The sequence below is a fragment of the Vibrio iocasae genome, from assembly GCF_042245395.1.
Taxonomy (GTDB): domain Bacteria; phylum Pseudomonadota; class Gammaproteobacteria; order Enterobacterales; family Vibrionaceae; genus Vibrio; species Vibrio iocasae.
Window position 1 is genome coordinate 334,468 of record NZ_CP145311.1, and the last position, 24,907, is coordinate 359,374.

At 44.0% G+C, this 24,907-nt stretch carries 19 protein-coding genes; 14 read left to right on the forward strand and 5 right to left on the reverse strand.

Annotated elements, in window-relative coordinates; all coding sequences use genetic code 11:
• Positions 1 to 30: 30 nt before the first annotated feature.
• On the reverse strand, positions 31 to 1,119 hold the full coding sequence (gene leuB / locus SNR28_RS11130; RefSeq protein WP_375752447.1) for a 3-isopropylmalate dehydrogenase: 1,089 nt from the start codon (positions 1,117 to 1,119) through the stop codon (positions 31 to 33).
• A 95-nt stretch (positions 1,120 to 1,214) separates the two neighbouring features.
• Positions 1,215 to 2,768 carry a 2-isopropylmalate synthase gene (gene leuA, locus SNR28_RS11135; RefSeq protein ID WP_375752448.1) on the reverse strand — a complete coding sequence of 518 codons (1,554 nt, stop codon included), beginning with the start codon at positions 2,766 to 2,768 and terminating at the stop codon, positions 1,215 to 1,217.
• A 402-nt stretch (positions 2,769 to 3,170) separates the two neighbouring features.
• Here leuA and SNR28_RS11140 point away from each other — a divergent pair, with 402 nt between their 5' ends.
• The 5 genes from SNR28_RS11140 (at position 3,171) to fabG (ending at position 10,718) form a co-directional block, all read left to right on the forward strand.
• A complete protein-coding gene (locus tag SNR28_RS11140; RefSeq protein WP_375752449.1) occupies positions 3,171 to 3,833 on the forward strand; it encodes a TetR/AcrR family transcriptional regulator in 663 nt (220 codons plus the stop codon).
• Positions 3,823 to 5,142 carry an efflux RND transporter periplasmic adaptor subunit gene (locus SNR28_RS11145; RefSeq protein WP_375752451.1) on the forward strand — a complete coding sequence of 440 codons (1,320 nt, stop codon included), beginning with the start codon at positions 3,823 to 3,825 and terminating at the stop codon, positions 5,140 to 5,142. Before SNR28_RS11140 ends, SNR28_RS11145 begins: the two co-directional genes overlap by 11 nt.
• Positions 5,139 to 8,252, forward strand: a complete 3,114-nt coding sequence (locus SNR28_RS11150; RefSeq protein ID WP_375752452.1) for an efflux RND transporter permease subunit — start codon at positions 5,139 to 5,141, stop codon at positions 8,250 to 8,252. The genes SNR28_RS11145 and SNR28_RS11150 overlap by 4 nt, the downstream gene beginning before the upstream one ends.
• A 157-nt stretch (positions 8,253 to 8,409) precedes the next feature.
• A complete protein-coding gene (locus SNR28_RS11155) occupies positions 8,410 to 9,984 on the forward strand; it encodes an acyl CoA:acetate/3-ketoacid CoA transferase (RefSeq protein WP_375752453.1) in 1,575 nt (524 codons plus the stop codon).
• A gap of 11 nt (positions 9,985 to 9,995) precedes the next feature.
• Positions 9,996 to 10,718: a 3-oxoacyl-ACP reductase FabG gene (gene fabG, locus SNR28_RS11160; RefSeq protein WP_375752455.1), complete on the forward strand. Its 723-nt coding sequence runs from the start codon at positions 9,996 to 9,998 to the stop codon at positions 10,716 to 10,718.
• Between the two features lie 68 nt (positions 10,719 to 10,786).
• On the opposite strand, the gene SNR28_RS11165 is transcribed toward fabG, so the two are convergent.
• The 3 genes from SNR28_RS11165 to SNR28_RS11175 all read right to left on the reverse strand — a co-directional run bounded on the left by SNR28_RS11165 (position 10,787) and on the right by SNR28_RS11175 (position 13,848).
• Positions 10,787 to 12,172, reverse strand: coding sequence for a TRAP transporter large permease subunit (locus tag SNR28_RS11165; protein WP_375752456.1), 1,386 nt, complete (start codon positions 12,170 to 12,172; stop codon positions 10,787 to 10,789).
• Positions 12,162 to 12,701, reverse strand: coding sequence for a TRAP transporter small permease subunit (locus SNR28_RS11170; RefSeq protein WP_375752457.1), 540 nt, complete (start codon positions 12,699 to 12,701; stop codon positions 12,162 to 12,164). Before SNR28_RS11170 ends, SNR28_RS11165 begins: the two co-directional genes overlap by 11 nt.
• A 79-nt stretch (positions 12,702 to 12,780) precedes the next feature.
• Positions 12,781 to 13,848, reverse strand: coding sequence for a TRAP transporter substrate-binding protein (locus SNR28_RS11175; protein ID WP_375752458.1), 1,068 nt, complete (start codon positions 13,846 to 13,848; stop codon positions 12,781 to 12,783).
• Between the two features lie 223 nt (positions 13,849 to 14,071).
• Between SNR28_RS11175 and SNR28_RS11180 the strand changes: the two genes are divergently transcribed.
• The 9 genes from SNR28_RS11180 (at position 14,072) to ilvN (ending at position 24,829) form a co-directional block, all read left to right on the forward strand.
• Positions 14,072 to 15,457 carry a cache domain-containing protein gene (locus tag SNR28_RS11180; RefSeq protein WP_375752459.1) on the forward strand — a complete coding sequence of 462 codons (1,386 nt, stop codon included), beginning with the start codon at positions 14,072 to 14,074 and terminating at the stop codon, positions 15,455 to 15,457.
• Positions 15,454 to 16,083, forward strand: a complete 630-nt coding sequence (locus SNR28_RS11185) for a response regulator (protein WP_375752460.1) — start codon at positions 15,454 to 15,456, stop codon at positions 16,081 to 16,083. The genes SNR28_RS11180 and SNR28_RS11185 overlap by 4 nt, the downstream gene beginning before the upstream one ends.
• A gap of 3 nt (positions 16,084 to 16,086) precedes the next feature.
• Positions 16,087 to 17,016: a LysR family transcriptional regulator gene (locus tag SNR28_RS11190; protein ID WP_375752461.1), complete on the forward strand. Its 930-nt coding sequence runs from the start codon at positions 16,087 to 16,089 to the stop codon at positions 17,014 to 17,016.
• A 131-nt stretch (positions 17,017 to 17,147) separates the two neighbouring features.
• Positions 17,148 to 17,675: a phosphatase PAP2 family protein gene (locus SNR28_RS11195; RefSeq protein WP_375752463.1), complete on the forward strand. Its 528-nt coding sequence runs from the start codon at positions 17,148 to 17,150 to the stop codon at positions 17,673 to 17,675.
• 5 nt (positions 17,676 to 17,680) lie between these two features.
• Positions 17,681 to 18,748 (forward strand): MJ1255/VC2487 family glycosyltransferase, encoded by a 1,068-nt coding sequence (locus SNR28_RS11200; protein WP_375752465.1) that lies wholly within the window; start codon positions 17,681 to 17,683, stop codon positions 18,746 to 18,748.
• 455 nt (positions 18,749 to 19,203) lie between these two features.
• Complete coding sequence (leuO, locus tag SNR28_RS11205; protein ID WP_375752467.1) at positions 19,204 to 20,169, forward strand: transcriptional regulator LeuO; 966 nt, start codon at positions 19,204 to 19,206, stop codon at positions 20,167 to 20,169.
• 223 nt (positions 20,170 to 20,392) lie between these two features.
• Positions 20,393 to 22,201, forward strand: coding sequence for an AMP-dependent synthetase/ligase (locus SNR28_RS11210; RefSeq protein ID WP_375752468.1), 1,809 nt, complete (start codon positions 20,393 to 20,395; stop codon positions 22,199 to 22,201).
• A gap of 415 nt (positions 22,202 to 22,616) precedes the next feature.
• Positions 22,617 to 24,335, forward strand: a complete 1,719-nt coding sequence (locus SNR28_RS11215; protein WP_375752469.1) for an acetolactate synthase 3 large subunit — start codon at positions 22,617 to 22,619, stop codon at positions 24,333 to 24,335.
• The gene (ilvN, locus tag SNR28_RS11220) at positions 24,335 to 24,829 is read left to right on the forward strand and encodes an acetolactate synthase small subunit (RefSeq protein WP_375752470.1); all 495 of its coding nucleotides are present in this window, start codon (positions 24,335 to 24,337) and stop codon (positions 24,827 to 24,829) included. Before SNR28_RS11215 ends, ilvN begins: the two co-directional genes overlap by 1 nt.
• Positions 24,830 to 24,907: the final 78 nt, after the last annotated feature.

The window sequence follows — 24,907 nt, forward strand, 5'->3', positions numbered from 1 at the left end:
CCTCTAAGTGCTCCCTCGCTCCTTGTTATATTATTCCGCTACGTATTGTGCGATCTTATCGCCCATCTCTGAAGTTGAAAGTGCTGGTTTGTCGCCAGCAAGATCACCCGTCAGTTCGCCTGCTGCAAGTGCTTTACTAACTGCTGCTTCGATATCCTGAGCAGCTTCTTCCTCGCCCAAGCTATAGCGTAGCATTAGTGCTGCAGAAAGGATCTGTGCAACCGGGTTTGCGATGTTTTTACCAGCGATATCCGGTGCAGAACCACCTGCTGGCTCATACAGACCAAACTTGCTTTCGTTCAGGCTTGCTGAAGGTAGCATGCCCATTGAGCCAGTGATCATTGCACACTCATCAGAGATGATGTCACCAAAGATGTTTGAACAAAGCATGACATCAAACTGTGCAGGATCTTTGATTAGCTGCATAGTTGCGTTGTCGATATACATGTGTGATAACTCGACATCCGGGTAGTCTTTAGCGATTTCTTCAACCACTTCGCGCCACAGGATAGAACTCTGAAGTACGTTCGCTTTATCAATAGAGCATACTTTCTTGCGACGAAGGCGAGCAGATTCAAACGCAATCTTAGCAATACGTTCGATCTCGTAACGGTGATACACCTCGGTATCAAACGCTTTTTCATTTGCGCCTTCACCTTCACGGCCTTTTGGCTGGCCAAAGTAGATACCACCTGTTAGTTCACGAACAACAACAATGTCGAAACCTTTTCCAGAGATATCTGCACGTAATGGTGAAAATGCTTCAAGGCCAGAGTGAATCTGTGCCGGACGAAGGTTACAGAAAAGCTGGAAGTGTTTACGCAGAGGAAGCAGGGCACCACGCTCTGGCTGATCATTTGGTGGAAGGTGTTCCCACTTAGGTCCACCTACTGAGCCAAATAATACAGCGTCTGCTTCTTCACAACCTTTTACTGTGCTCTCTGGCAAAGGGCAACCGTGGTTATCAATAGCAACACCGCCAACATCGTGTTCTTCACGGGAGAAAGAAATATCGTATTTTTTCTCGATTGCATCCAGCACTTTATGTGCTTGTTGCATTACTTCCGGACCGATACCGTCACCCGGTAGAACTGCAATTTTGTACTCTTTGCCTGCCATTATTGTTTATTCCCTGTATTTTTAAGTTGTCTGTTAATTGTTGTGTCTGTATTTGCTTTCCGATAGTTGCCATAGCAACTATCGGAGATATGTAGTTAAACAGTTTGAACTTCTTGTTTTGCCTGTTTTATTTCTGCTATCTGATCTGCACGATGGATACTATTAATTACATGCAGAAGTGCACGGCCGGAAGCCTCAATGATATCGGTTGAGATACCGGTTCCGTGATATTTGCGGCCTTTATAGTTGGCAATAATATCTGCCTGACCCAGGCCATCTTCACCTTCACCTTTTGCAGTAAGGTCAAACTTATCCAGTACGATATCGTAGCCTGTTAGGCGGTAAATTGCCTGATAAAGCGCATCAACCGGACCGTTACCAACAGCCGCTTCGCACTTCTCAATGTCACCACACTGAAGTTTGATGGTTGTTGTTGCCATTACGCTACCCGCCTGAGAGCTGAAGTAGTTAAGCTTGTAGTGATCATCTTCTTCACGAAGATTAGCGAAGAACATTAGTGATTCAAGATCGTAGTCGAATACCTGACCTTTACGGTCCGCAAGTTTTAGGAATTCAGTGTATAGAGTATCCAAATCGTACTCTTCTTCCTTATAACCCATTCGATCCATATGGCTCTTCACCGCGGCACGACCAGAGCGGCTGGTTAGGTTAAGAACCTGATTCTGAAGACCAATAGACTCGGGAGTCATAATCTCGTAGGTGTTTTTGTTTTTCAACATACCATCCTGGTGAATGCCAGAAGAGTGGCTAAATGCGTTCGCACCTACAATTGCTTTGTTTGCCTGAACCGGCATATTACATAGCTGACTAACTAGCTTACTGGTACGGTGAATCTCATCGTGTTTAAGGCCAGTATTTACACCCATGAACTCTGAACGAGTTTTGATAATCATGGCTACTTCTTCAAGTGAACAGTTACCTGCTCGCTCACCGATACCGTTAATAGTACCTTCTACCTGACGTGCACCTGCTTGAACTGCAGCAATTGAGTTAGCAACCGACATGCCTAAGTCATCATGACAATGAACCGAGATAATGGCTTTATCGATATTTGGAACACGGTTAAATAGCTGTTCGATAATGCCACCAAACTCGCTTGGGATTGTGTAGCCAACTGTATCCGGGATATTTACCGTGGTTGCACCCGCATCAATAGCAGCTTCAACCATACGACATAGATTATCGATTGGAGTACGGCCAGCATCTTCGCATGAAAATTCAACATCATCGGTATAGTTACGCGCACGCTTAACTGCCTGTACACCCATCTCAATGACATCATCATAGCTACGGCGAAGCTTGTCCTGTACATGGATAGTAGATGTAGAGATAAAGGTGTGAATTCGGAATGCTTCTGCAACTTTAAGAGACTCAGCGGCAACATCGATGTCTTTGGCAACTGCGCGGGAAAGTGCACAGATACGGCTATCTTTAATATGCTTCGCAATGGTTTGAACTGATTCAAAATCACCTGGCGATGAAACAGGAAAACCGGCTTCGATGACATCAACGCCCAGACGTTCTAGAGCATATGCGATCTGTAATTTTTCTTTTACTGTCAAGCTTGCTGATAGCGCTTGTTCGCCATCACGTAATGTGGTGTCGAATATAATGACTTGATCGTTCATATTAGCTTCCTTTTCCTGTCCTGCGTTGTGCTTGTATGTCATGTTGTGTTGTTAATTTAGGTATAAAAAAACCCGCTTTAAGCGGGTTTCGTAAATTCTTTTGTGGTGTTTTTCTTCCACAACCTACCCGCGCGATATTTTCACGATAAGGAGGAGGTTAAGGAGTGTTGAAAAACGTGTTGTCATTTTTAGTTTATCTAATCGTTCCACAAATTGATGTTCAATTAGTACCGCACTCACATACATGCGTCAAGCACAAAGTTGATTTTTTATGCAAATTACTTCCTGAGTACTACAGTGAAAGATAATTAATCAAATGGTTAAATATCGATTAATTATTCGGCTGTAGTATCTACAATAGTAGAACTATAATTAATCAGTTGATTAATTCAGAGGTTTTTCATGGTAAGAAAAGCGGGCAGGCCGAACGAGAAAACGGAGGCCAGAGAACAGCTTATCGTTAGTGCAAGAGAGCTGTTTGTAGTATTGCCTTACGAAAAGGTATCTACTCGAATGATTGCTCAAAAGGCGAGCGTCAATGCTGCAATGATTCGTTACTACTTTGGTAATAAAGAGGGACTGTTTGAAACCATGATTCGGGAAACGGTTGAGCCAGTTGCGCAACAGATCAAACGTTTTTCTGACAGTGACAATATTGGTGGCCTAGGCGAGGTAATGAAAGCTTACTATCAAACGATGGGTAAGATTCCGCAGTTTCCTAGACTGATAGCGCAGATAATGAATATGTCGCCCTCTGATACCCAAAGAAGATTACTTGAGAAAATCATTCGTGAGATTTCTCACCCAGTCGACGCCATGATTTCGGAAAGATTACAGAAAAATGGAATTATCCATAAAGACTTTGACCCTCAGCTATGTGGTTTTAGTTTTAAAAGCCTGATGATTTTTCCTTTTTTAGCTCCTCCTGCCATGATGAAACTGCAAGGTATTGAAATAAATGAAGATTTCTTAGAGCGTTTATTTGAGCATAACATGAAGCTACTTTCTCACGGCTTTTTTACTAGTGAGCAAAATGTCCATACCGGAGATAATAATGAGTATTAAACGAGGCCTTCTTTTCTTTCCCGTTTTGGCCGTCGGAATCGCGATATTAGTTTTTGCTGTTAAGACAAAGCCGGATTTGCCTGCTAAACCAGCGGTAGACAGGGCCAGGCTTGTGGAAACTATGGTTATGGAACAGCAAAAGGTAGCTCCGTTAGCCATTGGTTACGGAAAGGTGACTCCTAAATTTGAATGGAAGGCGATTGCAGAGGTATCAGGGAAGGTAATTTACCGTAATCCTGCTTTGGAAAAAGGGCGGGTATTACCTGCTGGTACCGAGATTTTGAAAATCGATCCTTTGGATTACGAGCTTAAGCTTGCACAGGCTGAAGCGGATTTGAACTCCAGTAAAACCCAGCTGGCGAAGCTTAATCTGGAAGAAAAAAATACCAAGAATACGCTCCAAATTGAGAAGAACCGACTTGTTATCAGTAAGAAAGAATTTGAGCGAAAGCAGAATCTAAAAAATAAAGGCCTCACCTCTCAGTCTGATGTGGATCAGCAACAACAATCTTACCTGTCTCAACAAAAGCTAGTTCAGGAGTTGCAAAACCAGATATCTCTCTATCCGGATGAGAGAAAAGTATCTGAAGCTCAGGTCGCAGTGAACTTGTCAAAAGTTGCGGAAGCAAAACGCTCTCTGGATAAAACCTCGATAGTGCTTCCTTTACAGATGAGAATTTCCGAAGTGAGTGTTGAAGAAAATCAGGTTGTAAACCTTCAGCAGACCATGGTTGAAGCGCATCGTACTGATGTGATGGAAGTCGATGCCCAGCTTTCTATTCATGATATGCGAATGATTGGTGCCAGTTTGGAGAATTTCGCTAAGAATGAAGACGGAATTATTAGCCCTGAGTTGAGCAGTATTGTCGCTACTATTGAACTTTCCAGCGGTAACCTGAAAGCAAGTTGGCCAGCAAAAGTCGCTCGTATCAGTGATACCGTTGACGCCAATCAGGCAACAGCCGGCATCATTCTGGAAATCGATCAGGACTACAACGCTCTGACTCCAGAAAACTCAACACCACTGGTTAACGGCATGTTTGTGAAAGCCAGAGTGGAAGGCTATGCCAAGTCAAATTGGATTATTCCGGAGCGCGCATTACATGGCTCAAAAATATACATTATGAATGAAGAGCAAAAGCTAGAGATCCTGTATGTAGAGGTGTTGTTCCGCAGAGATAACCAGGTCGTTATCCGTGGTGATATTGAAGCGGGTGATAAGCTGATTCTTAATGATCTTCTGCCTGCTATTGAAGGTATGCAGCTTAGAAATGGTGCTAGTGTAGTGGCCGAGGAGGATGCGGCATGATTCGCTTCTTCGCAAAGCACCCGACAGCAGCCAACCTGATGATGCTGGCTCTGTTTGTGGTGGGTTTGTCGGCATTGCCGACGCTTAAACGGGAAACCTTTCCCGAGTTTGATCCTCCTTACATCATGGCGGGTATTACCTATCCTGGTGCGTCACCATTAGAAGTGGAAGAGAGCCTTTGTGTTCGCTTAGAAGATGCTGTGGATGGACTTTCTGATATTGAAGAGACCCGCTGTGAGGCGATAGAAGGTTCCGCTCGTCTGGTTCTTAAGCTGACCGAATCTGCGGATATGGGACGCATGCTGATCGATGTTCAGACTCAAATCGATGCGATTCAGGACTTCCCGGATGAGATCGAGTCCCCGGTTGTTCAGGAGCTAGATATGAACGAACCGGTAGTGGATATCGCTATTACCGCGGATTTGTCATGGCCTGAACTGAAAGCCTATGCGGAGCAACTGAAGCGCACATTAAAGCTGGATTATGGTGTCTCTCTAGTCGATGTCGGCGGATTTTCGGATCATCAGTACCGAATAGAGCTTAACACTTTAGCTATGCGCCAACTCGGGGTGAGCATCAGTGACATTGCTAGTCAGATAGGCAATCAGAACATCAAGCTGCCAAGTGGCAATGTTGAAACTCCAGACAAGAACTTTCTGATTCGTTTTGATGAAAGACGAATTACCCCCGAGGCATTGGAAGATATTGTTGTTGGTTCTGGCACCAATGGATCCGTCATTCGTTTAAAGGACATTGCCACCATCACCGATCGCTTTGAATTGGATGAGCAGAAGATTCTGTTTGATGGTAAGCCTTCAGCGATTCTGAAAATCAGTAAAAACAAAGAAGATGATGCGCTAAGAGTTAAAGATCAGGTTGTTCAGTTTCTTGAAGACCAGCGTGCGATAGCACCGGATGGTGTCAAGATGGAGATGACTAACGATCTCTCATCTGTTCTCTGGGATCGCCTGACCATGATGGTGCGCAACGGCTGGCAGGGTATTATTCTGGTGTTTGCAACCATGTGGCTGTTCTTCAGCTTTCGTTACTCGTTCTGGGTTGCGGCTGGCCTGCCGGTAGCATTTCTTGGTGGTATGTTCCTGATGGCAAACCTTGGTCTGTCGATCAACATCATGAGTCTGGTGGGCTTGCTGATGGCTATTGGTATCATGATGGATGACGCCATAGTGATAGCCGAATCCATTGCTGCCCATATAGATCGGGGGCATAAAGTTGATGATGCGGTGATCAAAGGGGTGAAGAAGGTACTCCCAGGTGTGACTTCATCTTTCCTTACTACGGTTTGTATTTTTGGCAGCCTGATGTTCCTGGACGGGCAGATGGGTGCAGTGCTGAAGGTTGTTCCTCAGGTTCTGATTCTGGTGCTTTCTCTCAGCTTGATTGAGGCTTTCCTAATCCTGCCGAACCACCTTTCTCATTCTCTGCATAAAGCGAAGAAAGAGAAGGAGCCAATGAAGTTTAAGAAAAAGCTTCTTGATGGGTTTGAGAACTTTCGTAATACCAAACTAGTCAATGCGGTCGATAAGGTAGTTAAGTATCGTTACGCCTTTATCGGTTTTGTTCTGGCGACTTTATTAAGTTCGATTGCGCTTATCGCTGGTGGTGCGGTGAAGTTTGTACCTTTCCCTGAGTTAGATGGTGATATCGCTGAGGCTAGAATTATTTTGCCTCCGGGCTCATCACTTAGCCAGACAGAGATGGTCGTTGACCATATCGTTGCCTCTGCTGAAAGACTAAATGAGAAGTGGTCTGAAGAGGTTGAAGGTGGTGTTAATCTTGTTCAGCACATCACTAGTAGCTTTAATGCTAACGCCGATGCAGATGAATCCGGACCGCACCTGGCGACGGTTCGCCTTGACTTGCTTGGCGCTGAAAGCCGGAACACGTTAATCGATGAGTTTGTTGACGCCTGGCGTGAAGATGTGGGTGAGTTGGCTCTTCCACTCTCTTTGGTATTTAAACAGCCAACTTTAGGACCTGGCGGCAGGGATATAGAAATCCGAGCACGTCATGATGATTTAGCAGAGTTGAAGGGTGCTGCTACGGATATTCAGAGCTACCTGAACAGTTTTGCTGGCGTACATGGCGTAATGGATGATATGCGAATGGGTAAAGAGGAGATTCTTATTAAGCTTCGCCCAGGTGCAGAGACCTATGGTGTGAATGGACAGATGATTGCCAGCCAGTTGCGAGCGGCATTCTATGGTCAGACAGCGGATGAGATTCAGGTTGGTGTCGAAAATATCAAGATTGAAGTGAAGCTGGAAAAAGCGGAAGCAGGTGACCTGCAAGAGCTGGCTAACTTCCCAATTATGATGAAGGATGGCAGCCAGATACCTCTTGCAACGCTGGCAAGTTTCGATTTTCAGCGCAACTATGTACGTATCAATCGAATAGAAGGCGTACGTACGATTAGTATTTATGGTGATGTCGACAATAAGATTGTCAGCTCAACAGAAATCATTAATAAGTTCCGGAATGAGAAAGCACCTGAGCTAACTAAGAAGTACCCAGGCCTAAGGTTTGATTTTGAAGGGCAGGCAAAAGATAGTGCGGATACCGCATCGTCAATGCAAAAAGGCTTCTTGCTTGGTTTGTTCGGTGTGTACATGATTCTTAGTTTCCAGTTCCGCAGTTATCTGGAGCCGTTTGTGGTTATGTTGGCAATCCCGTTGGCATTTATTGGTGTTATCTGGGGACACTTTATTCTGGGACACTCGTTGAGTATGCCAAGTATGATGGGCTTTGTTTCTCTGGCCGGGGTTGTGGTCAACGACTCGATACTGTTGGTGCAATATATACGGCACCATGTAGACGAAGGGGATAATGTTCATGACTCTGTGGTTAAGGCTAGCCGGGAGCGATTCCGAGCAGTATTTCTGACATCGATGACAACCGCAGCAGGCTTGTTGCCATTGCTTTCAGAAACCAGTTTGCAGGCTCAGGTTATCCAGCCGCTGGTTATTTCGATAGTGTTTGGTATCTTCGCGTCGACCTTGCTGGTTCTGTTTATGATCCCTTCAGCTTATGCCATCCTGGCTGACTGGGGGTTAGTACATAAACATGTTGAAGAGTGGGATGGTGAGTAGGTAATCCATCTAACTTTAACTCTCTGCTAAAGCGAGGCCTATGTGCTTCGCTTTATTATTTCATATTCGAAATTCTGACTTTCTATATTTGCAATTAACCTTTTATTAACATTCTTCTATCCTAGATGGATAACAAGGAAGCTTAACGAAGGTAAGTATGAAAGCAGTAGCAAAACTAACACCAGAGCAGGCCGCTCAATGGATAGAAGATGGCGATGCGGTAATGCTTGGTGGCTTTATTGGCAGTGTAGTACCTGAAGCTATCGAAAGAGCGCTTGGAGAAAGATACGAACAATCCAAATCACCCAAAGATCTCACACTGATATTTGCCGCAGGGCAAGGTGACGGTAAGGACAAAGCCGTTAATCACCTGGCTCAGGAAGGTCTGGTTAGCCGGGTGATAGGCGGCCACTGGGGGCTTGTTCCCAAATTACAGAAACTGGCCGTTGAAGAGAAACTAACAGGCTATAACCTTCCTCAAGGTATTATTTCTCATTTGCTTAGAGACACCGCGGCAGGTAAGCCTGGTACATTTTCTAAAGTCGGGATAGGGACTTTCATTGATCCAAGAGTTGAAGGTGGAAAGATTAACTCATCTACAGAGGAAGAGTGGGTAGAGCTGCTTGATCTTAAAGGAGAGGAGTTCCTTTTCTATAAAAGACTACCGCTTGATGTTGCTATTCTGCGAGGCACTACTGCGGATGAAAATGGCAACATCACTATGGAAGATGAGTGCCTAATCGTTGAAAGCTTAGCTGCGGCACAAGCTGCTAAAAATCAGAACGGAAAAGTCATTGTTCAGGTAAAGCGAGTGGTTCCGGCTGGAGAGCTAGATCCTCATGCAGTTAAGATTCCCGGGATTTTTGTTGATGCTGTAGTTGTCTGTGAACACGAAAAAGAACATATGCAGACCTTTGCCAGCCAGATGAATCCTGCGTTTGTGGGAAGAGCTGAATCAGAAAAAGATCAGAAAAAATCAGAACAAGTAATCGAAGAAAAGCTAGATGCTAAGAGCATTATTGCTCGTCGAGCTGCAATGGAACTCAAGTCTGGATCAATCCTCAACCTTGGGATTGGTGCTCCGGAATATATCGCGAAAGTCGCAAAAGACGCAGGCATAATCGATCAGTTTACTTTAACGGTAGAACCTGGCGCAGTAGGCGGTGCCCCTGCTGGTGGGCTCGATTTTGGAGCTTCTTACAACCCACAGGCAATCATCAGTCAGGATCAGATGTTTGATTTCTATGATGGTGGAGGTATCGATCAGGCATTCCTTGGTCTTGCTCAATGTGATCAAAAAGGGGATATCAATGTGTCCCGCTTTGGTAGTCGCATTGCCGGATGTGGTGGTTTTATCAATATTACTCAGAACGCAAAACAGGTTTTCTTCTGTGGCACCTTTACAGCCAAGGGCTTACAGATTCAGGCTGAAAATGGAGAGCTCATTATCCTGAATGAGGGGCAGCAACAGAAGTTTATCGAGCATGTGGAACAGATTACATTCAGTGCCGAACAAGCAGTAAGAAGTAGTAAAAAAGTACTCTATATTACCGAAAGGGCAGTTTTCTCTCTAAATCAAAAAGGCCTTACTCTTGAAGAAATCGCCCCAGGAACTGATCTCGAAGCTGATGTCCTTGGGCAGATGGCCTTTCGACCCTTTATTAGCCCCAATCTAAAACAGATGGATGCTGAGATCTTTCAGCCGGACTTCCAGTTAACAATCAGAACTTAAGGAAAAGAATAATGAACTCTACAAAACCCGTCGCCATTGTTACCGGAGCTGCCCGAGGTATAGGGCAGGAAATTTGTCAGAAACTATTGGATGATAATTTTCAGGTTATTGGTCTGGATATTTCCCCAGCAGAGTGGAGTAATTCAGATAGCTTTTCCAGTTATCAGGTAAACCTGTGTGATAAAGAGGCGGTTGCTGAAGTAGTTAACATAATATCCGAAGAGTTTCAGAGCGTGGATGTGCTGGTTAACAATGCCGGAATTACTAGAGATGCCATGTTAGGTGATATGTTGGAGCAAGAGTGGGATGCGGTGATTGATATCAACTTGAAAGCGGTATTCTTGCTTACTCAAAAGGTTTCAGCACTTATGTTAAAGCAGGGTAGTGGCAGCATTATTAATATCTCTTCAATCGTTGGCACCGATGGAAATATTGGTCAGAGTAACTACGGAGCCAGTAAAGGCGGTGTAATTACCATGAGTAAAGGCTGGGCAAAAGAGCTGGCTCGTAAAGGTGCTCAGATTCGGGTTAACTGCGTTGCCCCCGGCTTTATTGCAACCGAGATGACGAAAGATCTGCCTGAGAAAGTGATTGGATATATGGAATCAAAAACACCGTTAGGTCGGATGGGGACACCGGAAGATATTGCAGAAGGCGTAGCATTTCTGGCATCAGATAAGAGTAAGTTTATTACTGGTCAGGTGTTGAAGATCGATGGTGGGCTGGTGTTGTAGGAATGACTGCCTATTAAAAGCGAGAAAGAGGACGTTTGTCCTCTTTCTATTTAGTTTCAAATATTCACTTATCCGTACGCCACACTTGGGAACCAGAGTACTAGTTGAGGCCAGGCTATCAGACACACAAGTGCAATAAGCTGAATGATAATGAACGGGATAACCCCTCTATATATATCCTTCAGTGCCACACCTTCCGGACAAACCCCTTTTAGATAGAAGAGTGCGAAGCCTACTGGTGGAGTTAAGAAGCTGGTTTGTAGCGCCATGGCTACCAACATAACGAACCATACAAGGCTCGGGTTATCTACTACGCCATGTCCATCTAACTCGATACCTAAGCTGCTTACTACCGGAGCAAGAAGTGGCAGAGCGATAAGGGTAATTTCAATCCAGTCAAGGAAGAAGCCAAGTAAGAACACGATTAGCAGAATGAAAGCGATGATTCCGTATGGGCCAAACGGTAGGCCGCTTAGGAAGGATTCAATCAGCTCGTCACCGCCCAACTCACGCAGTACTAATGCAAAGCAGGAAGCCCCCAGGAAGATCATAAAGATATAGGCAGTTGTTCCGTACGATGCTAGCAGCACTTCTTTTAGAACTTTAAAGTTCAGCTTTCGGTTGTAGGCAGCAAGCATAGTCGCACCCATAGCGCCAATACCGGATGCTTCCGTTGGTGTTGCGATACCTGCGAAAATAGAACCCAGTACAACGAAAATCAAAATAACCGTTGGAGTAATATCCTTGAACACCTGAAAGATCAGGCTCCAGTCTACAGGCTGAACATCATCGGGCACTGGTGCTTTCTCTGGATTCAACTTACCTACGATCAGGATGTAAGTTATATAGAGAGAACCAAGTAGTAAGCCCGGAAGAATCGCTCCCATAAACAGGTCACCAACCGACAGGCCCAACTGGTCAGCCATAATTACCAGCATGATTGATGGAGGTAAAAGGATACCCAGAGTACCTGCTGATGCGACTGTACCTAGTGCTAACGGTAGATGATAACCCTGACGCATCATGGTTGGCAGTGACATAACAGTAAGCAGAACCACCGACGCACCGATAATACCAGTAGAGGCTGCGAGGATAATACCGATAGCCATAACAGTCACAGCAAGGCCACCGTGAATCTTACCGAACAGTGCCTGCATAGAAGCCATTAGCTTTTCAGCGATACCTGATTTATCCAGCATATTCCCCATAAAGATAAACATAGGGAGCGCAACCAGAATCCAGTTATCCATGATCTTGTAGATTCGGTTAACGACCAAACCAAGGCTGGTGTAATCAAGCCCGGTAAAGGTATCCAGATAGATATCGGCAAAGTAACCGACAGCAGCAAAAATAACGCCTATTCCGCCCAGTACATAAGCCACCGGAATACCAGTAAACAGCAGCAGAATAAAAGAGCCAAACATGGCGATAACAATCCACTCATTAGCTTCCATGAGATGCTCCTTTTGCAATTGTCTCTGTGCACCTTAGAATTCGTGCGATCAGTGAGAGAAGTAACAGTGAAAAGCTCACCGGGATTACACTCTTAATTAGCCAGCGGTAAGGCAGGCCAGATGGAGAGGATGAACTTTCGTTTACCCTCCATGACTCATAGGCAAAGTCATAAGAGTGCAGAATTACGATGATGACAAAAGGTGCGGCAAGAAACAGTATGCCTATCATGTCGATGATGGCCTTCTTTCTTTCGCTGAAATTGTGGTAGAACAGGTCAACTCGTACATGAAGGTTCGATATTTGCGCATAGGCAGTACCAAACATTACTGCTGTTGCGTACAAATGCCATTGCAGCTCTTCCAGAGCAATCTGCCCGTTGGAAAAGACTTTTCTTAGAATTACCTGAATAATAATTACCGCGACCAGCGCCAGGTTTGTCCAGGCAAACACTTTGCTGATGGCAGTGATAAAGTTCTCTATACGAAGATAGAAAGGAACAGAGGGAGGTGAAGATACAACCTTGTTCATGGGCTCCTCCTGGAGAAATGCCAACCCTTGGGGAGGTGTAGTAAGGGCCGGCATTGTTTATTTTGGCTAAGTTATAGAATTACTGGCGTGTTGCTCGAGGCAGGAATGCATTCGCTTCCCAAAGTGAGTAGCCTTTACGGAACTCACTCAGGTCTTTCCAAACCTTGTTAAAGAACGGGTCTGAAGATGTTTTCTCGTCAACAACTTCTAACCATGTCGTTTCGAACAGATTCAGCATTTCGTCGTTCCAGTAGCGAATCTCTACGCCGTTTTCTTTCGCTTTCTGCATTGCGCTAAACTGCATCGCTTCACCTTCGGCAATCGAGTAAGTCATTGTTGCCATACAGGTTGTTTCAATTGCGGTCTGCTGAGTATCATCCATCTTGTTCCAGGTATCTTTGTTGATTAGCAGCTCGAAGACAGTTGATTGCTGGTGCCAGCCAGGGAAGTAGTTGTACTTAACAACCTTGTGGAAACCTAAACGCTGGTCGATTGCTGGCTGAGAGAACTCAGATGCGTCGATTGCACCTTTCTCAAGAGCACCGAAGATTTCACCGCCAGGAAGCTGAACTGTACCAACACCCAGTTTCTCCATCACAGATGCACCCAGACCGAAGAAGCGCATGTTCAGGCCTTTCAGATCTTCTGGCTTCTCAATTGGCTTCTTAAACCAGCCCGAGGTCTCTGGAGAGATAATTGCACATGGCAGCACTTTTACGTTGTAGCCACCTTGATCGTACATTTCCTGATAAAGCTTCAGACCGTTACCAAAGTATAACCAGGCCATATATTCACCTGCTTCAGGTCCAAAAGGTACAGCAGAAAAAAGTGCTGAAGCAGGAAGTTTGCCTTGCCAGTAACCGGCAGTAGCGTAACCAGAGTTCACTTTACCGGTAGATACAGCATCAAGAATTTCAGCTGGGTTCACCAGTTTGCCCGGCTCATAGATCTTCATCTTGATTGTGCCACCTGAGGTTGCAGTGATGTGGTCTGCATACCACTTAATCGGTGTACCAAGTGCAGGAAGGTGAGTACCGAATGCAACCGGGGTTTTTAGCAAAATTTTGCTAGCTGCATTTGCACTTACAGTAAAACCCGTTGATGCTAGAGCAATAGCGGTTGCGAGGGCGACTTTCTTGAAATTCATCTTGTTCTCCTTATCAGGAATATCCTTGTTTCACGTTTAGAAATGTGAACATCATGTGGTAATTATTGTTAATGTGATGTTACATTTGAGCTTAAGTTTAGAATGGTTGTTTCTAAGGCTCTATTGGGATAACTGCGCAAATTTAGTCGGTATTTTGTGCAGTTTTTGCGGAGGTTTGTCCGTATTACTACGTACTCGTCTTTGAAGTTATGGCGGTGAAGTTATGGGATTTGTCAGTAACAGAAAGCTAAAAATTAACATTATTTTGCTTTCTATCGTTCCCCTTGTTTTAGTTGTAACCATTGTCGCTAGCATATTGTTTAGTCAGGCAAAACAGCTGGTGGCGGAAGAAGTTCATCTGACCCGAAGCAATATAATGGCGGCAAAAAAACAAGAGCTGAGACAGTATGTAGAGTTGGCTGTAAAAAGTATTGAGCGTGATTACAACGATCCGACGTTAGATGAAGCGACTGCGAAGCAATTAGTTGTCGAAAAATTGAGCCGGCTCACATATGGAAGCGACGGATATTTCTTTGCCTACACTTGGGAGGGGGATGCATTAGTACTGCCTTACCAAAAAGAACGAGTTGGGAAAAACTGGTGGGAGGTAGAAGATTTCCATGGAAAAAAACTGCTTCAGGAACTGATTCGGGTAAGTCGTGAAGGTGGCGGGTTTGTTGATTATTTTTGGCACAAACCTTCTCGGCAGGAACCACTCCCCAAGTTAAGCTACGCTATCTCTTTAGACAAGTGGGAGTGGATGGTTGGAACCGGTATTTATCTGGATGATGTTGAACGTCAGATGGATCATATGCAGAACGGTTTTGATAAAAACGTCGGCAAGAGTACCTCAGCACTTTTTGTTGTGGTGTTTATTGCTGTATCCGTGATTGCCGGGCTTGGTGCCTCTCTGAATATGAATGTTCGCAGGTTGGCAAACCAGCAACTTAGTTTGCTAAACCAACAGATTATTGATTCTCAGGAAAATGAAAGAAGACGAGTATCCAGAGAGCTTCATGATGGAGTGAACCAGCTACTGGTCGCAGCAAAATATCGTCTTGATAACCTCACAAAAGAAGAAGATGAAACCAAAAAGGAGCAGGAGCTCACAGCCAGTAAGAGCGCGATGGAGCATGCTATTGTAGAACTAAGGCGGATCTCCCGGGATCTCAGGCCTCCTCAGTTAGATGATCTTGGGTTGGTTGCTGGGATCGAAGCTTATATCAATGAGCTTAGAAGTCGAACCGAGATGGAACTGATCTTCGAGCACAATATTGATGGTATTGCGATGTTACCGGAAGTTGAAACCACACTCTACAGAGTGGTTCAGGAGTCCTTGCACAACGTAGAAAAACATGCCGATGCTCAGGGCGTTGATGTGATCCTTCAGCGAGAAGGACGAATGGTGATATTGACGGTTAGCGATGACGGTAAAGGAATTTCACCACAACTATTGAAAACAAAAAACGGACGTACGCCACTACTTGAGCATATGGGGCTTCAAAATATGCGTGAACGAATACAGGCTATTGGTGGTGAGTTTAAAGTCTCTAGTTCGGAAGGTGAGGGAACGGAAGTGAGAGTAAGTCTGAATATGGAGTTTATATGATTAGCTTGGTGTTGGCGGATGATCACCGCCTGATGCAGGACGGGCTGAAGTCCAGACTAGAAAGGGAAGACAACTTTGAGATCATAAAATGTGTTGGAACAGGTACAGAAGCATTTGAGGTTACACAAACTTTAAAGCCGGATGTTCTGTTACTAGATATCAACATGCCAGGTTTGAATGGTATTGAGGTACTGGAAAAGCTTAAAAAAGAGGGCTCTGAGACTTCAGTCATTATGCTTTCCATGCATGATACAAAAGAGTATGTCATTCGCTCAATGAAGTCTGGTGCTAAAGGTTATGTTCTAAAAGATGTCGGTTCTGACGAGTTGGTGATGGCCATTAATCAGGTTGCAGAGGGTCGTTCGTACTTGAGTTCTCAGGCTTCAGATAAGTTGTTGGAGCAGTTTAATGAAGAACCGGAACAGAAAGACGAGACCTTATCTAAGCGTGAGTCGGATGTACTAAAAGCTATCGTTAATGGTTACTGTAATAAGGATATTGCAAACTCTCTGCATATAAGTGTTCGTACCGTTGAAACTCATCGACTACGTATAAAGAAGAAGTTGGGTGCAACATCGACCGCAGGCCTGGTGAAACTGGCACTTGAAAAAGGACTGGTCCACTAAGGTATGACAGGAAACCTGCTTTCAAGCCGTCAGCCCATTTTGGATAAAATGCTTTTCTACTGCACGGTGATCAAAGAGGGCTCTTTCAGAGAGGCCTCTATCAAACAGGGGATATCCCCGGCGGCGGGAAGTCGTTGGGTAAAAGAGTTGGAAGAAATTCTATCTGTTGAACTGATAAAGCGCAGTACCCGTCAGCTTGTTCCTACACAAGCTGGCAAGTTACTCTATGAGCGTTTTTCTCCATTAATCTCTGATATCGATACACTTTGTGAAGAGGTTCAGAATCTGGCTGAAGAGCAGCAGGGGGAAATACGTCTTTCATCGACACCGCTATTCGCCCGGCAATACCTGACAAAAATTGTCGCGGACTATATGAAGTTGCACCCTAAAGTAAACTTCAAAATCTTTATAGAGGCAGGTGAGTTTGATCCCTTAAATATTGATTTCGCATTTCGTGCTGAGGCAACCTTTGAAGGAGGCAAACCAGAAGATTCACTGTTGATCAGGAAACGCATGCTTAGTGAACCCCTTTACCTATGTGCATCACCACATTACTTAAGTGAAGCTGGAACACCTGATACCCCTGAAGCGCTGAGTGAACATAGGTGTTTGTATGCCAGTACCCTGCTTGGAGGCAGTCGTTGGTGTTTTTATCAGAATAACGAACCAACAATAGTGACTATCAAAGAGAGTATCGAGTGCGATAACAGCGAAATGTTGAAAGATCTTGCGTTGCAAAGTGCTGGGATTGCTTATCTCCCTCAGTCATTGGTTGAAGCTGAGTTAACGAATAAAGAGTTAATACATGTAATGCCTGACTACCAATGTGCTACTTTTGACATCTATGCCTACTATAGGCCTAGAAGCCCAATGCCTGAAAGGTGTAGCCGATTTAAAGAGTTTTTGTTTGACCGCATCCTCATCATGCAATAACACTCAAAAACAGAACTTCATTTCACCAAACTTAGATAAAACTGTAACCAATTATCAAACTGAGCGTCACCTTGCTGTCATTTGAATACACTAAATTTTAGGAGTGTCTGTACATAAGCAACAAGGAGTCTATGATGCGTATAGAGCCAATCGTTAAATTTGATTTAGCATTCTCGCTATTTTGCTTATCACACAAATTCAATAATCAGGTAGCTCGGGTTAGCAAAGCTGTATCACATACCGGAGACGGACATCTTTATGCCGTTATCGGCTTGCTTGCATGGATGTTTGATCCCATCGCAGGTGGATTATTTCTGGCTACTGGCCTTATGGCATTTTCGGTAGAGCTTCCCATTTACTGGGTAACCAAAAATAGCTTTCGTCGTCGTCGCCCACAAGAGTTATCCGCTTGCTTAACATCTTTTATCACACCTTCTGATAGATACAGCCTTCCATCTGGCCACACAGCCGCTGCGTTTGTGATGGCAACTTTGATAGGACACTTCTATCCGGATGCCTATTTGGGCTCTGTCCTTTGGGCAAGCTTAATAGGAACTGCACGAATTCTGCTTGGGGTACATTTCTTGACGGATGTGGTGATTGGTGCCGCTTTAGGTATCGGAAGCGCGACAGCTGCTATCTCAATTATCGGAGCATGACGAGTTTGAAAATACTTTATGGTGTACAAGGAACGGGCAATGGTCATACTGCCCGTGCCAGAGCGATGGCCTTTGCTCTGAAAAGCCGCAATGTAGAGGTCGATTTTCTGTTTAGTGGCCGTGATGAATCCAAGTACTTTTCTATGGAAGCTTTTGGTGACTATCAGACACGTAGTGGACTGACTTTTATTACTGAACAGGGAAAGGTGAACTACGCCAAATCTGCTGTTAGTAATAATCTTTTCAAAATGCACAGAGAGGTCAGAGAGCTTGATCTTTCAAGGTACGATTTGGTTCTTAATGACTTTGAACCTATATCTGCATGGGCAGCAAAGCAACAAAAAGTACCTTGCATCGGCATAAGCCACCAAAACGCTTTTCGTTTTAAGGTTCCCAAGAAGGGAGAAGGCTGGCTAGATCAGAGCATCATCAAACACTTTGCACCCGCAGACGTATTAATTGGTTTGCACTGGTACCACTTTGGGCAGCCTATTCTCCCCCCCATAGTGCACACTAATGCTAATCATAAAGAGAGCATAGATGCATTTGCTCTTGTCTACCTGCCGTTTGAAAGTGTTGAGGAAATCACTACGCTTCTTTTGAGGTTTATGAATCAGAAATTTATCTGCTATCACCCAGAGATTACACAAGAGCAGAAGATGGAAAATATTCACCTAAAGCCACTTTGTCATAGTAACTTTCAGCGCGACTTACATCGATGTCAGGGTGTTATCGCTAATGGTGGTTTTGAGCTTCCTTCTGAATCTCTTACTTTGGGTAAAAAGCTACTGCTTAAACCGCTAGTTGGACAGTTTGAGCAAGAGAGCAATGTCGCCACACTAGAAACGCTTGGTTTGGCGCACTCAATGGAGCATCTTGATCCGACCGCATTAAGAAAATGGTTAGATGAGCAAGGTGCAGAAAGAGTGAATTATCCGGACGTTGCCGGTCATATATCGGATTGGATTCTGAAAGGTGACTGGGAAGATCAAAAGGAGCTATGGAAATCACTTTGGTCTAAAGTCGATTTTCCAAGCTATGCCATCACTAATGACTTAGAATTTGTCGTTTAATCATCTTACTCAAAACAGAAAAGCTGTTCGCTTTTTAACCTTCCTTTCTGGGCGATACATTTAGCTCAAAAATATTCATAATACATATACTGTACGGATGTGCAGTTAAAATAAGTATATTAAATACTTATGTCTTTACTGAAAAATATAAATTTTTGACGTTTATATTTTTTTAGAAGTCGTTTTAATTGCATGTTTTGTATGAGTTTTCTGAATTTATATGTAAAACGTGCTAATTATTTATAAAACTTATTGATGTGTGTGGGGGAATTGATGGATAGTTAGCTCAAGCCGAATTTATCGGACAAATAAAACAAACTATCAGGTTGCTATTCCGTGACATACAGTCACACATAATTGGACAAAAATACCGCAAATCAGGAGGGGGGTCCTGAGGTTTTTCTTGTCCTCCTACAGTATTTTGTCCCAGATTAACGATGACACGAGGCGCATCAATGTTGAATAAAAATGAATTGAATAGTGCAGCGACAGCTTATCGAATGGAATCGACACTTCGCGGAGTAGACTTAAACTTACTGACTGTATTTGATGCAGTTATGCAAGAGCAGAACATTACACGAGCTGCTCACAATCTTGGAATGTCACAGCCGGCAGTAAGTAACGCTGTATCTCGCTTGAAAGTGATGTTCAACGACGAACTATTTATGCGTCACGGTCGTGGTATCCAGCCAACTCAGCGTGCACGCCAGTTGTTTGGTCCTATTCGTCAAGCTCTACAGCTTGTTCGTAACGAACTACCATCTTCAATCTTCACTCCAGAAACTTCAAATCGTCTGTTTAAGCTAGCGATTTGCAGCCCATGTGACGTGAGATTCGCTCCTAAGATCCTGTCTGGTATCGGTGAAACTGCGCCAAACATTCAGCTTCATATGGACGCAGATTTCGACCTGAACCTATCTGAAAAGATGCGTTACCAGGAAGTTGATTTTGTTATTGATTACGCTCGTTTCGAGCAACCAGGTTTCTCAAGCACAGAAATCTTCAGTGATGAGCTTGTTGTTGTTGCATCTGCATCACACCCACGCATTGGTGACAGCATTTCTGAAAAAGAACTGCTAACTGAAAAGCATGCGAAACTGTCTAAAATGAACGGTATGCGTAGCTTCTCTGAGCAAGCTTATCGCGATATCGACGTACAGGCTGCATACAAAGGTACTAGCCTGAGCAATATTCTATATGTTGTAAGCCAGTCAGAGCTAATTACGGTTGCTCCACGTTGGTTGGTAGAGAACATGCCACAGTATGATCAGTTGAAAGTACTGAGCTTCCCATTAGCAAATAAACGTATCAGCGGCTTCCTGAGCTGGCACGAGTCTAGCGAAAAAGACAAAGGCCATATCTGGATGCGCGATCAGCTGATGATGATTTGTGGTGAAGCAGTAGCGTCTACTCAACGCTAATTCAACAGCTTAAAACTAATAAACTAAAACACCAATAAGCATTGAGATTATTGGTGTTTTTTTGTTTATTCAGTTTGCTGATATATATATTAGCCAAATCGGCTAGAGGGCACATTTTTGGAAATTTAATTCTTTTGGCGTGACTTCCCCGGTTGCCTTTTCTATTGCCAACTGTACACTTGAACGCCAAATTAGCTTACATGTGTAAGCCAAAGGTAAGAAGATGGCCAATTTAGACTTTCATATTGTTACAAGAATCAGAGATCAGGTTGCCCGTGGTGGAGAGCGTACCGCACTTCGTCACAAAGTTAATAATGCATGGAAGAGCATTAGCTGGAAGCAATTTGGTGAAAAGCTAGACGCACTGTCGCTAGCACTTTTGGCTCAGGGATTGAAAGCTCAGGATAAGGTAGGTATATACTCGAATAATATGCCGCGATGGACAATTGCCGATGTAGCTGCATTGCAGGTCCGTTGTATTACCGTTCCAATCTATCCAACCAACACTGCTGATCAAGCAGCATACATCACCCAAAATGCAGATGTAAAAGTCCTATTTGTTGGTGAGCAACCTCAATTTGATGCAGCAATAAGCACATTTGATCAGTGTGAAAAACTTGAATTGATTGTCGCGATGTCAGATGACATCGACCTGAAGAATCATCCTGCTGCGATGTCTTGGGATACCTTTATTGCTAAAGGTGAGCACGAGTACCAGAGTCAGTTTGAAGAGCGCTTAAAGAGTGCTGATATGGATGATCTGTTCACCCTAATCTATACATCGGGGACAACGGGTCAGCCTAAAGGTGTCATGCTGGATTATCGAAATATAGGTACTCAGTGTGAAAGCCACGATAAAAGCATGACTGTCACACCTGAAGATGTTTCTCTCGCATTCTTACCGCTTTCACATGTTTATGAGCGAGCATGGACATTTTATGTTCTCTATAAAGGGGCGACCAACTGCTACCTGCAAGACACCATGCAGGTAAGAGATGCGTTGGGTGAAATCAAACCTACTGTGATGTGTGCGGTACCGCGCTTCTACGAAAAAATCTTTTCAGCTATCCATGAAAAAGTACAGCGAGCACCATTTCAGAGAAAGATGGTGTTTACCTGGGCTGTGAACATGGGAGCAAGAGTCGCAGCCTGCAAGCAAGAAGGTCGCGAACCTTCCTGGCTGTTGAAGAAGAGCTATAAAGTTGCAGATAAAGTTGTACTGAATAAGCTAAGAGAGCTTCTTGGTGGCAGAATCAACTTTATGCCATGTGGTGGTGCTAAATTGGATGCGACGATAGGACGATTCTTCCATGCGATTGGTATCAACGTAAAGCTTGGCTACGGAATGACAGAAACGACAGCAACGGTTTCTTGCTGGCGGGACAATGTATTCAACCCTGATTCAATAGGTACTCTGATCCCTGGGGCAGAAGTTAAAATTGGGGAAAACAGTGAGATTCTGGTTCGTGGTCCAATGGTTATGCGTGGCTACTATAAAATGCCAGAAGAAACGGAGAAGGCCTTTGATGAACAAGGTTTCCTTAAAACGGGTGATGCTGGCGAATTTGATGCTGATGGCAACCTGTTTATAACCGACCGTATTAAAGAGTTGATGAAAACCTCTGGTGGTAAATACATCGCACCACAGGTTGTTGAAGGTGCTATTGGTAAAGACCACTTCATCGAGCAGATTGCCGTAATTGCTGATACTCGTAAGTTTGTGTCGGCTCTGATTGTTCCAAGTTATGAAGCACTTGAAGAGTATGCCAAAGAACTGAACATTAAGTACCAAGATCGACTTGAACTGCTTAAGAACAGTCAAATCGTCGAAATGCTGGATAAGCGTGTTGAAGAGTTACAGAAAGATCTTGCTAAGTTTGAACAGGTGAAAAAATTCACATTGCTTCCAAAGGCATTCTCAATGGATAAAGGTGAGTTAACACCTACTCAGAAGCTTCGCCGTAAAGTCATCAATGAACGTTATGAAGATGAAATCGAAGAGATGTATTCTGAGAAAAATACCAAGAAGTAAAATCAATCTAAAAATGTGACTGAAAGCCCGTTAATCCTTAGTGTTTGACGGGCTTTTTAATAACAATCCAATCAGTTGAATATCATTTATTCTGCTATCAGAAATTTAACAGAATATATCTCTGTATAAAAAGCGAGCTGTAGAAGTTAGTCTTTTTTTTAAATTCCCTCTTGATTTAAATTCGGTAAAGCTGGAAATTAGAGTGAAAACACAAGGGTATCCCTTGTGTTGGTCATGAACATATCGCTATTAGAACACGTTTAAGCTGTACCTCTGTTCCTGCTTTATAGCGGTATTTTTTAGGCTACGAATAAGCCCTAACATGAAATACGACAATCTGGATAGTAGGCTGCAAAGGCTAATAGCCATACCTGGCTCTATTAGGCTTGATTGTGCGTATTAAGGAGACAAATCAATGGAAATGTTATCCGGTGCGGATATGGTTGTTCGCTCTTTGATCGACGAAGGCGTTGAACACATCTTTGGCTACCCTGGTGGCTCAGTTCTAGACATCTACGATGCTCTACATGAAAAAAGCGATATTGAACACGTATTAGTTCGCCATGAACAGGCTGCTGTCCATATGGCGGATGGTTATGCTCGAGCTACGGGTCAAACAGGTGTTGTACTTGTTACATCTGGTCCGGGTGCTACCAATGCGATTACTGGTATTGCAACGGCTTACATGGATTCAGCACCGATGGTGGTGCTATCTGGTCAGGTACCAGGAACACTTATCGGTAACGATGCTTTTCAGGAATGTGACATGGTCGGGATCTCTCGCCCAGTGGTAAAACACAGTTTTCTTGTAACCGATCCTCAAACGATCCCTGAAATTATTAAAAAAGCTTTCTATCTTGCTTCGACAGGTCGTCCGGGCCCTGTTGTTGTCGACTTGCCTAAAGACATGCTTAATCCACTGGTTACCTTCCCATATGAGTATCCAGAATCAATTAAGATGCGCTCATATAATCCAACAACTTCTGGTCATAAAGGGCAGATCAAAAAAGGCCTGAAGACGCTTTTGGAAGCTAAAAAGCCAGTACTTTACGTTGGTGGTGGTGCAATCATTTCAGAGTGCCACGAACAAATTATATCACTGGCAGAAAAACTCAATATTCCGGTGATTAATACCCTGATGGGGTTAGGTGCCTTCCCAGGCACACATAAGAATAACCTTGGCATGTTGGGTATGCATGGTACCTATGAAGCCAACATGGCAATGCATAACTCGGATCTGATCTTTGGTATTGGTGTTCGCTTTGACGACAGGACAACAAACAATGTCGAAAAATACTGTCCAAACGCTAAGATCATGCATATCGATATCGATCCATCTTCTATCTCGAAAACAGTTCGTGCCGATCTTCCGATTGTAGGCTCTGCTGAAGTCGTCCTTGATGCCATGCTTAAGCTATTGGAAGAACAGAATAGTACAAATGACCACGAAGCCATTGAGCAGTGGTGGAAAGAGATCAACGTATGGCAGGAGCGCAAGTGTCTGAGCTACGATACCTCTTCTGATCGTATTAAACCTCAAGAGGTTATCGAAACACTTTACAAAGTGACAAATGGCGATGCTTATGTTGCTTCTGATGTTGGTCAGCACCAGATGTTTGCCGCATTGTATTACCCGTTTGATAAGCCGCGCCGTTGGATTAACTCTGGTGGTCTGGGAACTATGGGCTTTGGTTTACCTGCTGCAATGGGCATCAAATTTGCGATGCCGCAGGAAGAGGTAGTGGTAGTTACTGGTGATGGTAGTATCCAAATGAATATTCAGGAGCTATCAACTGCGATGCAGTACGATATTCCAGTTAAAATCATCAACCTTAACAACCGTTTCCTGGGCATGGTTAAGCAGTGGCAGGACATGATTTACCAAGGACGTCACTCCCATTCTTACATGGACTCTGTTCCTGATTTTGCTGCTATTGCAGAAGCTTATGGCCACGTGGGCATCCGAATCTCTTCGAAGGATGAGTTAGAATCCGGTCTTGAAAAAGCATTGAATATGAAAGACAAGCTGGTGTTTGTTGATATCAATGTTGACGAGACAGAGCACGTTTATCCAATGCAGATAAAAGGCGAGGGTATGGACAAAATGTGGCTAAGCAAAACGGAGAGAACCTAATGAGACATATTATTTCACTACTATTAGAAAACCAGCCAGGCTCTCTTTCTCGTGTTGTAGGTCTGTTTTCTCAGCGTGGTTACAACATTGAATCCCTGACGGTATCACCAACCGATGATGAAACCCTCTCTCGTCTAAATATCACGACCGAGAGTGATGACATGGTGTTAGAGCAGATCGAGAAACAACTGAACAAACTTATCGATGTTCTAAAGGTTCAGGAAGTGACTGAACTTCCGCATATCGAGCGTGAACTCATGTTGGTAAAAGTGAAAGCGGGTGGACATACTCGTGAGGAAGTTAAGCGCCTATCTGATATCTTCCGGGGCCAGATCGTTGATGTTACTTCGTCGCTGTACACTATTCAGCTAACGGGTAGCAGTGGCAAACTTGATGCGTTTATTACCTCCGTTTCCGATGTTACGGATGTCATAGAAGTCGCACGAAGTGGAGTTGTTGGCATAGTCCGCGGTGATAGAGCCTTAAAGGCATAACGAAAAATCCAGCGAATACTAAAAGAGGCATTTAATAGTGCCTCTTTTTTTGTTTGGTTTAAACTCAGGTAATTTGAG